This is a genomic window from Gordonia sesuvii, from assembly GCF_036350415.1.
Lineage (GTDB): Bacteria > Actinomycetota > Actinomycetes > Mycobacteriales > Mycobacteriaceae > Gordonia > Gordonia sesuvii.
The window spans coordinates 11,385-25,765 of the sequence record NZ_JAZDUF010000002.1; the positions used below are offsets into that span (position 1 = coordinate 11,385).

A 14,381-nucleotide genomic window follows, 5' to 3' on the forward strand; every position below is an offset into this window, starting at 1 on the left:
GGGGCGCCCGTGGTGGTTCGTCGTGGCGTCACCCCATTGTCGCAGCGGCGCCGTGGCGGTGGTCCACGCCCGACAGGCACGAGTCAGGAGAAGTGTTTTCGGTGGGAAAACTGAGCAACAGGATGTGGCGCCTTCTGGGTTCCCAGTCGTCGCGCAATCAGTCCAAATCCGTCGCCCTGATCAAGGACGCGGACGCCCACACGACCTGGGCCGCGGAACTCGAGGACGACGCCTTTGCCTCTGAGGCGCAGAAGCTGGACATCGGGACGGACCGCGATGATCGCGCCAAGTTCCTCGCCCTGGTCCGTGAGGCCGCCGACCGCACGCTGGACATGCGGCCGTTCGACGTCCAGTTGCAGGGCGCGTTGCGGTTACTCGAGAACGACGTCGTCGAGATGGCCACCGGTGAGGGTAAGACCCTGGCCGGGGCGATCGCGGCCATCGGCCACGTGCTCGAGGGACACCGGGTGCACGTGATCTCGGTCAACGACTACCTCGCGACCCGCGACGCGGAGTGGATGGCGCCGTTGTTCGCCGCCTTCGGTCTGGTCGCACGGGCCGTGTCGGAGAACTCCGATCACGACGAGCGGAAGGCGGCATACGCCGCCGACATCACCTACGGGTCCGTCAACGAGATCGGCTTCGACGTCCTGCGTGATCAGCTCGCGCTGTCACCGGTCGACCTGGTCTCGCCGAAGCCCGACGTCGCGATCATCGACGAAGCGGACTCCGTGTTGGTGGACGAGGCGCTGGTGCCCTTGGTGCTCGCCGGATCCACCGAGGCCGAGGTGCCGGATCAGGCCATCCACGACGTGGTGGCGCGGATGAAGAACAAGCACTACGACGTCGACGCCGAAGGCCGCAACGTCACCCTCACCGACGAAGGGGCCGCGTTCGTCGAGGAAGAACTCGGCGGCATCAACCTCTACGACGAGGAACACGTCGGTACCACGCTGGTGCACGTCAACATCGCGATGCACGCGCACTACCTGCTCGAACGCGACATCCATTACATCGTCCGGGACGGCGGGGTGCACCTCATCAATGCGTCGCGCGGACGAGTCGCGCAGCTGCAGCGCTGGCCCGACGGCGTGCAGGCGGCCGTGGAGATCAAGGAAGGTCTCAGCCAGACCGACTCGGGCGAGGTGATCGACACCATCACGGTCCAGGCGCTGATCAGTCGCTACCCGACGGTGTGCGGAATGACCGGCACCGCGCTGGCCGCGGGCGAACAGTTCCGGCAGTTCTACGAGCTGCTGGTCTCGCAGATCCCGCCCAACACGGAGAACATTCGTGTCGATGAGCCGGACCGCGTCTACGACACGAAGGCGAACAAGGTCGAGGCGATCGTCGGATATGTGCAGGAGGTGCACGAGACCGGACAACCGATCCTGATCGGCACCCACGACGTCGCCGAGTCGGAGGAGCTGGCCTACTTCCTCGACAAGGCCGGGGTCTCGACCGTGGTCCTCAACGCCAAGAACGACGCCGAGGAGGCGAAGATCATCGCGGAGGCCGGCGCGCGCGGCGCGGTGACGGTTTCCACGCAGATGGCCGGCCGCGGCACCGACATCCGGTTGGGCGGCTCCGCCGACGACGAGGAGGCGCGGGCAGAAGTCGTCGAGCTCGGCGGACTCTGCGTGATCGGTACCGGCCGGCACGACACCCAGCGCCTCGACAGCCAGCTGCGTGGCCGCGCCGGACGGCAGGGCGACCCCGGTCGGTCGGTGTTCTTCTCCAGCCTCGAAGATCCGGTCGTCACCAAGAACCTGGCGTTCAAGCGTGATCCCGTGTCGCAGTCCGACGACGGGTCCATGGGGGCCAAGGGCATCGACCTGATCGAGCAGGCCCAGCGGGTCGCCGAGGGTGTGATGCTCGAGCTGCATGCCAACACCTGGCGCTACAACACACTGGTCAACCAGCAGCGCGACATCGTCGTCTCGCGCCGGATGGAGGTCCTGACCACCGACATCGCGCTCGACGAACTCGCCGAGAAGGAGCCGCAGCGATACGCGCAGCTCATCGGCGAAACCGAGTCACTTGCCGGCGAATCGACCGACGCGGACGAGACCGAGGCAGACCCCGGTGAGGGCGCATCGGAACGCGAGTCGGTCGAGGGTGCCCCGGCAGTCGACTCGAGTCCGGCCGCACCGGTCGAACCCGTCGACCGAGTCGTGCTGGCGCAGGCCGCGCGGGAGATCATGCTGTATCACCTCGACCGCGCCTGGGCGGATCACCTCGCATTCGTGTCCGATGCCCGGGCCAGTATCCATCTCCGGTCGCTCGGCAAGGAGAGCCCACTCGACGAGTTCCACAAGCTGATCCTCGACGAGTTCGCGACCCTGCCCACCGACGCGGTCGAGAACGCGCGCACCACCTTCCGGGAGGCGACGATCACCGCCGACGGGGTGGACCTCGGTACGGCGGATCTGCACCGTTCGACGACGACGTGGACCTACATGGTCCACGACAACCTCTTCGCGTCGGGCGGCGCGAAGACCCTGCAGGGCATCATCGGTATCTTCCGGTGACCGCCGGCGGGCCGGGTGGTCCGAGCGAGGACGTGGGTCACGACGAGTCGGTGACCGCCGAGAGCGATCGGTGGCTGACCGTGCCGAACGCGCTGAGCATGCTTCGGTTGGCGCTCATCCCGGTCTTCCTGTGGTTACTGCTGGTCGAAGAAGCCGACGGGTGGGCGTTCGCCATCCTGATGTTCTCGGGTTTCTCCGACTGGGCCGACGGCAAGATCGCCCGATGGCTCGATCAGTCGTCGCGGATCGGTGCGCTGCTGGATCCGGCGGCCGACCGGCTCTACATCGTCATCATCCCGATCGCCTTCGGCATCCGAGAGTTTGTGCCCTGGTGGCTGATCGCGGTGATCATCGGGCGCGATCTGGCTCTGTTCGCCACAGCGCCGCTGCTGCGGTCACGGGGACTGATGGCGCTGCCGGTGCTCTACATCGGCAAGGCCGCCACCTTCGCGTTGATGAGTGCGTTCCCGTGGCTCCTTGCCGGACAGTTGGATTCGATCATCGGCACCATCTGCTACCCGATCGGCTGGGCGTTCATGATCTGGGGCGTCGGACTCTACCTGTGGTCCTTCGTGCTGTACGCCTACCAGACCGTTCTCGTGCTGCGGCAGATGCCGCCGCAACGACGTCCCGGCAACGTACCCTGAACTCCCGGATACGTCGCCGATCCCGCATTCTCGACCGACCCAGCGCTCCACCGACACCGCAGAGCAGACGGTGCAACAGACCAGAAAGGTTCGACCGTGACCGAAACCAATGTTCCCGCAGGCCTGCGCTATACCCCCGAACACGAATGGGTGGAACGGACCGGGCCGACCAGCGTGCGGGTGGGAATCACCGACTTCGCCCAGGACGCGCTCGGCGACGTGGTGTTCGTCCAGCTGCCGACCGTGGACGACGCGGTGGAGAACGGTGAGTCCTTCGCCGAGGTCGAGTCGACCAAGAGCGTCTCGGACATCTACGGGCCGCTCGAGGGCACCGTCGCCGAGGTCAACGGGGATCTCGAGACGACGCCGGAACTGGTGAACTCCGACCCGTACGGTGCCGGGTGGCTGGTCGTGATCAACGTCGCCGACGAGGCGGCGCTCGACGCGGCGCTGGCGGAGACGCTCGACGCCGACGGCTACCGTGCGGTGATCGACGGCTGATCGCCGACGTCAGTGCCGGGCACTGTGTCCGGCACGGATCGAGCGCGGAGACACTGCGACTAAGATCATCGGTGTCCCGATCGACTCGATCACCCGTGTGGAGGCCGCGACACGGTACGGTTACTCACAGCAGATCCGGTCGGTCACGCGATGCGACAGACGGACCGGCTCCCCGAGCCAGTGGACGACGATCGGCATCGGCGGCGAGTGGGGCGCATGACCTGCGCGCTCGCCCGGGTCGACAGGGTGTTGGTGGTGTCGAGACTCTCGGCGTCACCGAAACAGACGAAGGAGAAGTGGTGAGCGAAAACGACAAGGATCTCGAGGCACCGGTGGAGACGACATCGGTTTTCCGGGAGGAGTTCATCTCAGAACTCGACTCCGGAGCGAGCACCTCGAGTGAGCCCGCCGACACCGGGGTCGAGAGGCTCTCGCCCGGCACGGCGTTGCTTGTCGTCAAGCGCGGTCCCAACGCCGGGTCACGATTCCTGCTCGACCAGCCGACGACATCGGCCGGTCGGCACCCCGACAGCGACATCTTCCTCGACGACGTGACGGTCAGCCGTCGGCATGCCGAATTCCGCCTCGGTGACAACGAGTTCCAGGTGGTCGACGTGGGCAGCCTGAACGGCACCTACGTCAACCGCGAGCCCGTGGACACCGCGCAGCTGAGCAACGGCGACGAGGTCCAGATCGGCAAGTTCCGCCTGGTGTTCCTCAGCGGACCGCGCGACGGCCAAACCGGCTCCTGACCCGTGACGGCGTCGTCGGCAGGTCAGCGCGGCGAGGGGTCGATGTCCATCGGCTCGGTGCTCGCCCTTCTGCGCGAGGATTTCCCGGATGTGACGATCTCCAAGATCCGGTTCCTCGAGTCCGAGGGTCTGATCACTCCCGAGCGCGCGCCATCCGGATACCGTAGGTTCAGTTCGACCGACGTAGATCGGTTGCGTTTCGTGCTGACCGCACAGCGTGATCGGTACCTGCCGCTCAAGGTCATCAAGGAGCAGCTCGAGGCCATCGACAGTGGTGAGGGCGGCTCCGGCGCCGGCGGCACGCGGTTGATCTCGTCTGCCCGCGGCGCCGTTGCCCCGGCCACCGATTTCGGATCTCGCGGCGGTCGCGTCTCACGGGAGACGCTCATCGAGAGGACCGGTGTCGACGCCGCGTTCGTCACCGAACTGCAGCGTGCCGGACTCCTGGCCACCGGCCCCGGTGGCTTCTTCGACGAGGATGCCGTCCGGCTGGTCGAGGCGGCTGCGGCGTTGGCGAACTACGGCGTGGAGACGCGGCATCTGCGGGCGTTCAAGGTTTCTGCGGACCGCGAGGCGGGTCTCGTGGCGCAGATCGCCAGTCCGATTGCCAAGGGCAAGGGGACCGGAGCGCGGGACCGCGCCGAGGAACTCGTCCGCGAGATCGCCGCCCTGTCGGTCACGTTGCACACCCAGCTCGTCAAGGCTGCGGTCCGCGACGTGCTCGACTGATCGACGTTCACCGCCCGCCGCCCCACCTCATTGCGGTGTAGCGTCGTGTTCAGTGATCGGAGCGTCTCGAGGTGCCCCTCGAGTGGGCCGAGGAGTCAATCGTCCGGCGATCATGAGGAAGCGGGTGCGAGATGGGCGAGATGCGAGTCGTGGGCATTCGGGTCGAGCCGCCCCAGAGCCAGCCGGTACTGCTGCTGCGCGAAGTCGAGGGCGAGCGGTATCTGCCCATTTGGATCGGACAGAGCGAGGCGGCGTCGATTGCGTTGCAACAGAAGGGCATCGAACCGCCGCGGCCGCTCACGCATGATCTGATCGTCAATCTGATCACCGACTTCGGCAAGACGCTGCGCGAGGTGCGGATCGTCGACATGCAGGAGGGCACCTTCTACGCGGAGATGATCTTCGCCGACGACCTGCGCGTGTCCGCGCGCCCGTCGGATTCGATCGCCGTGGCCATGCGCGCCGGGGTGCCGATCATCGCCGACGAGGATGTCCTCACCGAGGCGGGCCTGTTGATCCCCGATGAGGATTCCGACGACGGCGCGTCGCCGGAGACCAAAGAGGATGAGGTCGAGAAGTTCAAGGAGTTCCTCGACAACGTGTCCCCCGACGACTTCAAGGCCAGCGGCGGCGCCTGAGACGGTCGAGCAGTCAGTGGACGATCGACCCAGATCACGGAACGGCCACCGACTGGTCACCATTCGCTCGATCTCAAGTTGAGGTTGAGGTTTGTCGGGCGCGTCGCGTTGATTCGGTGCTCGCGCCCCGCATACCGTCGACACGTCGCCCGATTTGAGCGGGGACAGAGGATGATCGTCTTTCAGGCGCGTACTGTTGAAGCAGTCCTCGAGGCCAGGCCTCGAGGTGTGATGTCTGTCGAGTCGATCCTGGCGTTGCGAGGGAGTCTGCAGTGGGCGATCAGCCGTTCGACGACGAAGTGACGTCACCCGACGGTGATGGGCACGCCGACGGTGTGACCGCGCCGCCGACCGGCACCGCGACCCAGGGCAGCCTTGACGACATCGCGCCGGGTCTGTTCCCGAACGACACCGTGCCTGACGAGTTGGTCGGCTACCGGGTGCCGAGTGCCTGCCAGATCGCCGGGATCACCTACCGGCAGCTCGACTACTGGGCCCGGACGTCACTGGTGGTGCCCTCCATCCGTAGCGCCGCCGGTTCGGGCAGTCAGCGGCTGTACTCGTTCAAGGACATCCTCGTCCTCAAGATCGTGAAGCGGCTGCTGGACACCGGGATCTCGCTGCAGAACATCCGCGTGGCAGTCGATCACCTGCGCCAGCGTGGTGTCGAGGATCTTGCGCGCATCACCCTGTTCTCCGACGGCACCACGGTGTACGAGTGCACCTCCGCCGAGGAAGTCGTCGACCTGCTGCAGGGTGGACAGGGCGTCTTCGGTATCGCGGTGAGCGGTGCGATGCGCGAACTCACAGGCACCATCGCCGATTTCCCCGGGGAGCGCGCCGACGGCGGCGTCACCGAAGCCGCGCCTGAAGATGAGCTGGCGGCGCGGCGCAAGAGCCGGACCCGTCGCACCGGCTAGCAACCCCAGCGCTCCGCGCGTGGCCTGAACTGCGCTCTCGCCTCCTCGACGTATACTGGACCGGCGTCGCTGCGTCGCGGGAGAGAGCCACTGATCGCGAGTGGCCGCCGAAGGAGCAACACCTCCTCGTCAAACTCTCAGGCACCCAGGACCGTGATGTTGACGGCGTCTCTGGAAAGAGAATCGGGCGAGCCCGGTTCCGCCCACGGTGAAAGGTCAGCCCACCCGGGATGGCCGAATCTCTCAGGCGTCCACGAGTCCGTACTCGGATTCCGGACATGACAGAGGGGGAGGGCCGCAGACCGCCGAGAGGTTGACCTGTCCATGCCCGCCACTCCCGCATCCGATCCGGCAGCCTTCGTCGACCGACATGTCGGGCCCGACGTCGACGAGACCGAACGCATCCTGGCCGCGATCGGAGTCTCGTCCCTCGATGAACTCGCCGAACGGGTCGTCCCGGCGGTCATCGCCGACGACGCCGATGCCAACGGGCTCGATGCGCTGCCCCCCGCGCTCGACGAACACCTCGTCCATGAGCGTCTGGCAGAACTCGCGGCACGCAACGAGGTCGCGACATCGATGATCGGCCTCGGCTATTACGACACGTACACACCGCCGGTGATCCTGCGCAACGTGCTGGAGAACCCGGCCTGGTACACCGCATACACCCCGTATCAGCCGGAGATCAGCCAGGGACGCCTCGAAGCGCTGCTGAACTTCCAGACCATGGTCGCGGACCTGACCGCGATGGAGGTGGCCAACGCTTCGATGCTCGACGAGGCGACCGCCGCCGCCGAATCCATGACGCTCATGCGTCGCGCCGGTAAGTCACGCTCACCCCGGCTCGTCGTCGACGCCGATCTCTTCCCGCAGACCCGTGCAGTACTCGACACCCGCGCCGAACCGCTCGGCATCGAGATCGTCGAGGCGTCACTGCATCCCGGGATGCCGGGATGCGGACTGCCCGACGGCGACTTCTACGGGGTGATCATGCAGACCCCTGGCGCGTCCGGGAGGATTCTCGACGTCGGCCCCGTCATCGACGCCGCCCACGAGCGCGGCGCCCTGGTCGCTGTGGGCGCCGACCTGCTGGCGTTGACATTGATCACGCCACCCGGTGAGCTCGGCGCCGACGTGTGCTTCGGCACCACTCAACGATTCGGTGTGCCGATGGGCTTCGGCGGCCCGCACGCCGGCTACCTGTCGGTCCATTCGGCGCACGCGCGCCAGCTCCCGGGCCGCCTCGTCGGTGTGTCCAAAGATGTGGACGGCAACCTGGCCTATCGACTTGCCCTCCAGACCCGCGAACAGCACATCCGCCGGGAGAAGGCCACCAGCAACATCTGTACCGCCCAGGTCCTGCTCGCGGTGGTGGCCGCGATGTACGCCTCCTATCACGGCGCGGACGGATTGCGGGCCATTGCTCGACGCGTGCACGAACGTGCCGCGCACCTCGCGGACAGTCTGACCGTGGCCGGGTTCCAGATCGCGTACTCGTCGTTCTTCGACACGATCGTGGTGCGCGCCCCCGGTCAGGCCGACACCGTGATCTCGCACGCCAAACGCGAGAACGTCAACCTCCGGCGCATCGACGCGGACACCATCGGTATCGCGTGCGACGAGACCACAACACCCGCGGACATCGACGCGGTGCTCCGTGCGTTCAGCGCGGAAGGCGTTCGGCAGCATGCGTTCTCGCAGCCGATCGAGACCCGGCGCAGCGAGTTTCTCACGCACCCGGCGTTCAACAGGTATCGCACCGAGACCGCGATGCTGCGGTACCTGCGCAGCCTCTCCGACAAGGACATCGCTCTCGACCGCAGCATGATCCCCCTCGGGTCGTGCACCATGAAGCTGAACGCGACCGCGGAGATGGAGCCCATCACGTGGCCCGGTTTCGCGCGACTGCATCCGTTCGCGCCGTCCGCCGACACGGTCGGGATTCGCGAGTTGATCTCCACTCTGGAGGACTGGCTGGTCGCGATCACCGGCTACGACCGGGTGAGTGTGCAACCGAACGCCGGGTCCCAGGGCGAGTTCGCCGGACTGCTGGCCATTCGTCGATATCACCTCGGCCGGGGCGACGAGGCCCGTGACGTGTGCCTGATCCCGTCGAGCGCGCACGGCACGAACGCGGCCTCCGCGGTCATGGCGGGCATGCGGGTGGTGGTCGTCGGTTGCCGCGAGAACGGTGACGTCGACGTCGACGACCTGCGCGCCAAGATCGACAAGCATCGGGACGCGTTGGCGGCCATCATGATCACCTATCCGTCCACGCACGGTGTCTTCGAGCACGACATCGAGGAGATCTGTGCGGCCGTGCACGACGCCGGGGGACAGGTGTACGTCGACGGCGCCAACCTCAACGCTCTGGTCGGGGTCGCACGTCCCGGCCGTTTCGGTGGGGACGTGAGCCACCTGAACCTGCACAAGACCTTCTGCATACCGCATGGTGGTGGCGGGCCGGGTGTTGGTCCGGTGGCGGTGCGTGCCCATCTCGCGAAATATCTACCCGGGCATCCGCTCGATGCCGACATGTCGGACGAGGCTACGATCTCCGCGGCGCCCTACGGATCGGCGTCGATCCTGCCGATCACCTACGCCTACATCGCGATGATGGGGGCCGCCGGACTGCGGCGCGCGACGCTGACCGCCATCGCGTCGGCCAACTACATCGCCCGCCGTCTCGAAGACAGCTACCCGGTGCTCTACGCCGGAGAGAACGGTTTGGTCGCCCACGAGTGCATCCTCGATCTGCGGCCGCTGACCAAGGCCACCGGTGTGACCGTGGACGATGTGGCAAAGCGGCTGGCAGACTACGGTTTTCACGCCCCGACGATGAGCTTCCCGGTCGCGGGAACCCTGATGGTGGAGCCCACCGAGAGCGAGAACCTCGACGAACTCGACGCCTTCTGCGATGCGATGATCGCCATCCGCGGTGAGATCGATCGCGTCGGAGCAGGGGAGTGGCCCGCCGACGACAACCCGTTGCGAGGGGCGCCGCACACCGCCGAGGCGTTGGTCGGTGAGTGGGAGCATCCGTACTCGCGCGAGGTGGCGGTCTATCCGCTGGGTCTGCCGTCTGCGGGTGGTCGGGCGAAGATCTGGCCGGCGGTGCGCCGCATCGATCAGGCGTTCGGCGATCGGAACCTGATGTGCAGCTGCCCGCCGATCGAGGCGTTCAGCAGCTGACGCGGTCGTCAGCCCGCCGAGGGCGGGCCGCTGTCGGGCCCGTAGACGAGGCGGTTGATCGTGACCGTCGCGGCCGTCTCCGGTTGGGGCATCGGGTCCTCGGTGGTGGGGAATCCCACCGTCTCGGTCGGCTCCGGCAGCGGCGCGTCGCCTCGGAACCCGAGCGCGGTCAGACCGGCGAGGTGCTCGGGCTGACGGACGAACTCGAAGAAGTCCGCGACCGCGTCGGTCTGTTCGACGGCGACGTCGTCGCCGGTGAGTCGGATGATCGGATAGTCGGCGATCGGTGTCGGGCCGCCGGGGATCACCTCGGCGAGCCGCGGGGTGGTGTCGGTCCGGGTGAGCTGATAGAGCGCCTGCTCGGTGATGGCGACCGCATGGATCGGTGATTCCGCCGGATCGGCGGCGTCGGCGATGGTACGCGCAGCGCCCACGGGCGTACCGTCGGGCGATTGCGGAGCGCCGGACTGCATCGCCTCGATGCTGGAGGAGACGCGCGGTGAGTCGGCGTCCTGTTCGGTGAGCGGCCCCATCGTGCGGGTGACCTGCATGGCGACTGCCTGGGCTGCCAGCGCTGTGGCGTCGGATTGTGCGCCGACCGGCATCGCGAGACGGATCGAGCCCCAGCTGCCCAGGCCGAAGGCGCCGAGCGCGGCGTCCCGTTGCTGCAGTGTGGGAAGTTGCTGCCACTCGAGATCATCGTCGAATGCCTCGGCCAATCGCGGCGCGGTCGCCAACACCACCGGCGAGCTGACCAGCGACGGAGGTTGGCCGTCGACGACGTCGGGACGGGCGGACACGAGGTCGGCGGCCCAGATCGACGATTGTGGAACCCAGGCGGCCGGCCGGGCACCGAGCGCCGCGGGATCCCAGGTACCGGCGAGCCCGTCGAGGGTCACCTTGGCGTCACCGGGTCGCACTTCGACGACCACACAGTGGTCGCGCACGACGGGCCCGGTCTCGGCATAGGCCTCGGCAATGGTTCCCAGCGCGTCGGCGATGTCGGGGTCGGCGACGATGGGGACGGTCGCCGTGCCCTCCACACAGTTCGCCGCGGCCTGCTCACCCTGACGATCGATTCGATCACCGAGCTGCACCCACACCACGACGACCGCTGCGACGAGAACGATCGCCAGGAGGGAACCGACCAGACCTCGACTGACGCCGCGACCACGCACCGACCCGCGGCCGTCGGTACTCCGATGGTGTGCCAACCCCCCGCCTTCCCGCTCTTGCGTCGTTCAACGTCTGGCACCCCGGTCCGGATGACCGTGTATGTGACCGGGGCGACAGATGATGACGATAGCCGACATCGGTCGTGCCGACAGCGGGGTGGCGGTGGGCCGGACGATCCGAGTGCGTTTCTCCGCCGAGGTTTCAGGCGTTGGCGGCCTTGAACTCGCGACGCTTGCGGTGCAGGATCGGCTCGGTGTAGCCGCTGGGCTGGGTGGTGCCCTCCAGGATCAACGCCTTGGCGGCCTGGAACGCGATGTTGCCGTCGAAGTCGGGTGCCATCGGCCGGTAGGTCGGGTCATCGGCGTTCTGCCGGTCCACCACCGGAGCCATCCGCTCCAGGGCGGCGACCACGTCGTCGGCGCTGACGATCCCGTGGTGGATCCAGTTGGCGAGCAGCTGACTGGAGATGCGCAGGGTGGCGCGGTCCTCCATCAGCGCGACGTCGTGGATGTCGGGCACCTTGGAGCAGCCGACGCCGTGATCGATCCAGCGCACCACGTAGCCGAGGATGGACTGGCAGTTGTTGTCGAGTTCCTGCTGCTTCTCCTCGTCGGACCAGTCGGTCTTCGGTGCGAGCGGGATGGTCAGGATGTCGTCGACGTTCGCGGGGTCCCGCTTGGCGATCTCGTTCTGGCGCTCGAACACGTCGACCAGGTGATAGTGCATCGCGTGCAGGGTGGCGGCGGTGGGCGACGGGACCCACGCGGTGGTGGCCCCGGCCTTCGGCTGTCCGATCTTCTGCTCGACCATGTCGGCCATCAGATCCGTCATCGCCCACATACCCTTGCCGATCTGTGCCTTGTGCTGCAGACCGGCGGCCAGTCCGGTGTCGACGTTGAAGTCCTCGTAGGCGGCGATCCACTTCTGCTGCTTCATCTCGCCCTTGCGGATCATCGCGCCGGCTTCCATGGAGGTGTGGATCTCGTCGCCGGTGCGGTCGAGGAAGCCGGTGTTGATGAACACCACGCGGTTCTCGGCGGCCTTGATGCAGGCCTTCAGGTTCACCGTGGTGCGGCGTTCCTCGTCCATGATGCCGACCTTCAGGGTGTTCTCGGGCAGCCCGAGCACCTTCTCGACGCGACCGAAGAGTTCGACGGTGAACGCGACCTCGTCCGGGCCGTGCATCTTGGGCTTGACGATGTAGATCGAGCCGGTCCGCGAGTTCTGCACCCCGCCCTCGGTGGACAGACCGTGGATGGCGGCGAGGGAGGTGAACAGTGCATCGAGGATGCCCTCGGGCACCTCGTTGCCGTCGGCGTCGAGGACGGCCGGGTTGGTCATCAGGTGACCGACGTTGCGGACGAACAGCAGCGAGCGACCGTGCAGGTCGAAACCGGAACCGTCGGGTGCGGTGTAGTCGCGGTTGTCGTTGAGGGTGCGGGTGAAGCTCTTGCCGCCCTTGCTGACCTCTTCGGCGAGGTCACCCTTGTTGAGGCCCAGCCAGTTCCGGTAGCCGAGCACCTTGTCGTCGGCGTCGACCGCGGCAACCGAATCCTCGAAGTCCATGATGGTGGTGATCGCGGACTCCATCACGACGTCCTTGATGCCTGCCGGGTCGGTCTTGCCGATCGGCGACTCCGGGTCGATCTCGATGTCGAGGTAGAGGCCGTTGTGGCGCAACAGGATCGACGTCGGAGCGGACGGTTCACCGCGGTAGCCGGCGAACGCGGACGGGTCGGCCAGAGTCGAGGTCTTGCCGTCGGCGAGGGTGACCTGCAACGCCGCATCCACCACCGCGAACGCGGTGACGTCGGTGTAGCTGCACTGTTCGAGCGGGACGGCCCGATCGAGGAAGTCCTTGGCGTAGGCGACGACCTTGTCGCCGCGGACGGTGTTGTACGAGGAGCCCTTCTCGGCGCCGTCGGTCTCCGGGATGACGTCGGTTCCGTACAGCGCGTCGTACAGCGACCCCCAGCGGGCATTGGACGCGTTCAGCGCGAACCGGGCGTTGAGGACCGGCACGACGAGCTGCGGTCCGGCGGTTTCGGCGATCTCACGGTCGACGTTGTCGGTGGCGATCTGGAAATCGGCCGGCGGCTCGACGAGGTATCCGATGTCGCCGAGGAACTTCTTGTACGCGGCGAAGTCGAATTCCGGGTTGTCCTTGTGCCACTGATCGATCGTGGCCTGCAGCTCGTCGCGGACCCCGAGCAGTTCACGGTTGCGCGGCGAGAGGTCGGCGATCACCGAGGCGGCACCCGCCCAGAAGCTGTCCTGGTCTACACCGGTGCCGGGCAGCGCCTCGTTGTTGATGAAGTCGTACAGGACGGTAGCGACCTGCAGCCCGTTGACGGTGGTCCGGTCAGACATGACAGCCTCTCTCCAGGGTGAATCGACGCATCCATGCTACTCGCCGGTAATCGGCTGTTCGCGGGCATCCCGGCGAACCTGTTCCAGTAGTTGCGTGCACCTCTCGGCGACGGCGGACCGCAATGATTCGCCGTCGGCGGCGATGGCCGATTGCTCGCGGACGTACTGTGCACGACCGGCGGCCGTCTCGATCGGTACCGGCTCGTAGCCGAGAGACCGCAGATCGTAGGGGCTCGCGCGCATGTCGAGCTCACGGGCGCGAAGCGCGAGCTCGAAACAGTCCAGGGTGAGGTCCGACTCGATCAGCGGCGCGAGAGTGAAGCACGCCCGGTACAGATCCATCGTGGCGTGCAGGCAGCCCGGCTGTTCGTCGGAGCGTTGCCGCTCGCGGCTCAGTTCGGTCTCGTTGCGCGGCCGCGCGGCCGGTGTGAAGAACCGGAAAGCATCGAAATGGGTACAGCGCAACGGCATCTCGTCGACGACGGCGTCGGTGCCCGCGGATCCGAGGCGCAGCGGGAGGTCGTGGCGGATGTCGCTGGTCCGGTAGACCATCGCCCACTCGTGCAGACCGAAACACCCGAGCCGGGCGGTGCGTGAGGCGGTGGCCCGCAGCAGGGCTTCGGTGGCGGCAAGTGCCCCCACCCGGGTTGCGACGTAGGCGGGATCCACCCGCACACCGTCGGCGACCCGCTGATACCCGCGGAGCCGGAGATAGTCCTCGCCCTCCTCGAGCACGACGCCGGGGCCGGGGTGCCAGCGGAGCACGTGCGCCGGGCGTGAGGCGTAGTAGGTGAAGAGGAAGTCGATGACCGGGTGCTTTCGCCCGCGTCGACGTTCCTTCAGGTACGGGCCGATCAGATCGTCCACCCGGGCACGGTGCCGGTCGCGCCGATGTTGCCACTCGGTGCGCTGCAGGACCATGTCG

General features: G+C 67.0%; 11 protein-coding genes and 1 riboswitch. Of the genes, 8 read left to right on the forward strand and 3 right to left on the reverse strand.

The features are described from left to right. Window positions 1-101: 101 nt before the first annotated feature. The 8 genes from secA2 to gcvP all read left to right on the forward strand — a co-directional run bounded on the left by secA2 (window position 102) and on the right by gcvP (window position 9,910). Window positions 102-2,531 carry an accessory Sec system translocase SecA2 gene (secA2, locus tag VZC37_RS06930; protein ID WP_330431748.1) on the forward strand — a complete coding sequence of 810 codons (2,430 nt, stop codon included), beginning with the start codon at window positions 102-104 and terminating at the stop codon, window positions 2,529-2,531. Window positions 2,532-2,563: 32 nt separating this feature from the next. Next, the gene (locus VZC37_RS06935) at window positions 2,564-3,178 is read left to right on the forward strand and encodes a CDP-alcohol phosphatidyltransferase family protein (RefSeq protein WP_330432464.1); all 615 of its coding nucleotides are present in this window, start codon (window positions 2,564-2,566) and stop codon (window positions 3,176-3,178) included. Window positions 3,179-3,274: 96 nt separating this feature from the next. Next, window positions 3,275-3,679, forward strand: a complete 405-nt coding sequence (gene gcvH, locus VZC37_RS06940; RefSeq protein WP_330431749.1) for a glycine cleavage system protein GcvH — start codon at window positions 3,275-3,277, stop codon at window positions 3,677-3,679. Between the two features lie 296 nt (window positions 3,680-3,975). Further along, window positions 3,976-4,431: a glycogen accumulation regulator GarA gene (gene garA, locus VZC37_RS06945; RefSeq protein ID WP_330431750.1), complete on the forward strand. Its 456-nt coding sequence runs from the start codon at window positions 3,976-3,978 to the stop codon at window positions 4,429-4,431. 3 nt (window positions 4,432-4,434) lie between these two features. Further along, a complete protein-coding gene (gene ftsR / locus VZC37_RS06950; RefSeq protein WP_488803381.1) occupies window positions 4,435-5,160 on the forward strand; it encodes a transcriptional regulator FtsR in 726 nt (241 codons plus the stop codon). A gap of 131 nt (window positions 5,161-5,291) precedes the next feature. Continuing rightward, a complete protein-coding gene (locus tag VZC37_RS06955) occupies window positions 5,292-5,798 on the forward strand; it encodes a bifunctional nuclease family protein (protein ID WP_330431752.1) in 507 nt (168 codons plus the stop codon). Window positions 5,799-6,070: 272 nt separating this feature from the next. Continuing rightward, window positions 6,071-6,718 (forward strand): MerR family transcriptional regulator, encoded by a 648-nt coding sequence (locus tag VZC37_RS06960; protein WP_330431753.1) that lies wholly within the window; start codon window positions 6,071-6,073, stop codon window positions 6,716-6,718. Window positions 6,719-6,785: 67 nt separating this feature from the next. After that, window positions 6,786-6,882, forward strand: a riboswitch (glycine riboswitch). A 160-nt stretch (window positions 6,883-7,042) separates the two neighbouring features. Next, entirely contained in the window at window positions 7,043-9,910 is a 2,868-nt protein-coding gene (gene gcvP / locus VZC37_RS06965) for an aminomethyl-transferring glycine dehydrogenase (RefSeq protein WP_330431754.1), read from the forward strand. An 8-nt stretch (window positions 9,911-9,918) separates the two neighbouring features. Here the strand turns inward: gcvP and VZC37_RS06970 are convergent, their stop codons facing one another. The 3 genes from VZC37_RS06970 to VZC37_RS06980 form a co-directional block, all read right to left on the reverse strand. Continuing rightward, the gene (locus VZC37_RS06970; RefSeq protein WP_330431755.1) at window positions 9,919-11,124 is read right to left on the reverse strand and encodes a hypothetical protein; all 1,206 of its coding nucleotides are present in this window, start codon (window positions 11,122-11,124) and stop codon (window positions 9,919-9,921) included. A gap of 163 nt (window positions 11,125-11,287) precedes the next feature. Then, window positions 11,288-13,456: a malate synthase G gene (locus VZC37_RS06975; protein WP_330431756.1), complete on the reverse strand. Its 2,169-nt coding sequence runs from the start codon at window positions 13,454-13,456 to the stop codon at window positions 11,288-11,290. Window positions 13,457-13,492: 36 nt separating this feature from the next. Beyond that, window positions 13,493-14,377, reverse strand: a complete 885-nt coding sequence (locus tag VZC37_RS06980) for a 3-methyladenine DNA glycosylase (RefSeq protein WP_330432465.1) — start codon at window positions 14,375-14,377, stop codon at window positions 13,493-13,495. Window positions 14,378-14,381 lie beyond the last annotated feature (4 nt).

Bases quoted from the DNA above. Each gene is read 5' to 3' on its own strand.
- VZC37_RS06955 (WP_330431752.1), top strand. From the start codon at position 5,292: ATGGGCGAGATGCGAGTCGTGGGCATTCGGGTCGAGCCGCCCCAGAGC.
- gcvP (WP_330431754.1), top strand. From the start codon at position 7,043: ATGCCCGCCACTCCCGCATCCGATCCGGCAGCCTTCGTCGACCGACAT.
- VZC37_RS06975 (WP_330431756.1), bottom strand. From the start codon at position 13,456: ATGTCTGACCGGACCACCGTCAACGGGCTGCAGGTCGCTACCGTCCTG.
- VZC37_RS06980 (WP_330432465.1), bottom strand. From the start codon at position 14,377: ATGGTCCTGCAGCGCACCGAGTGGCAACATCGGCGCGACCGGCACCGT.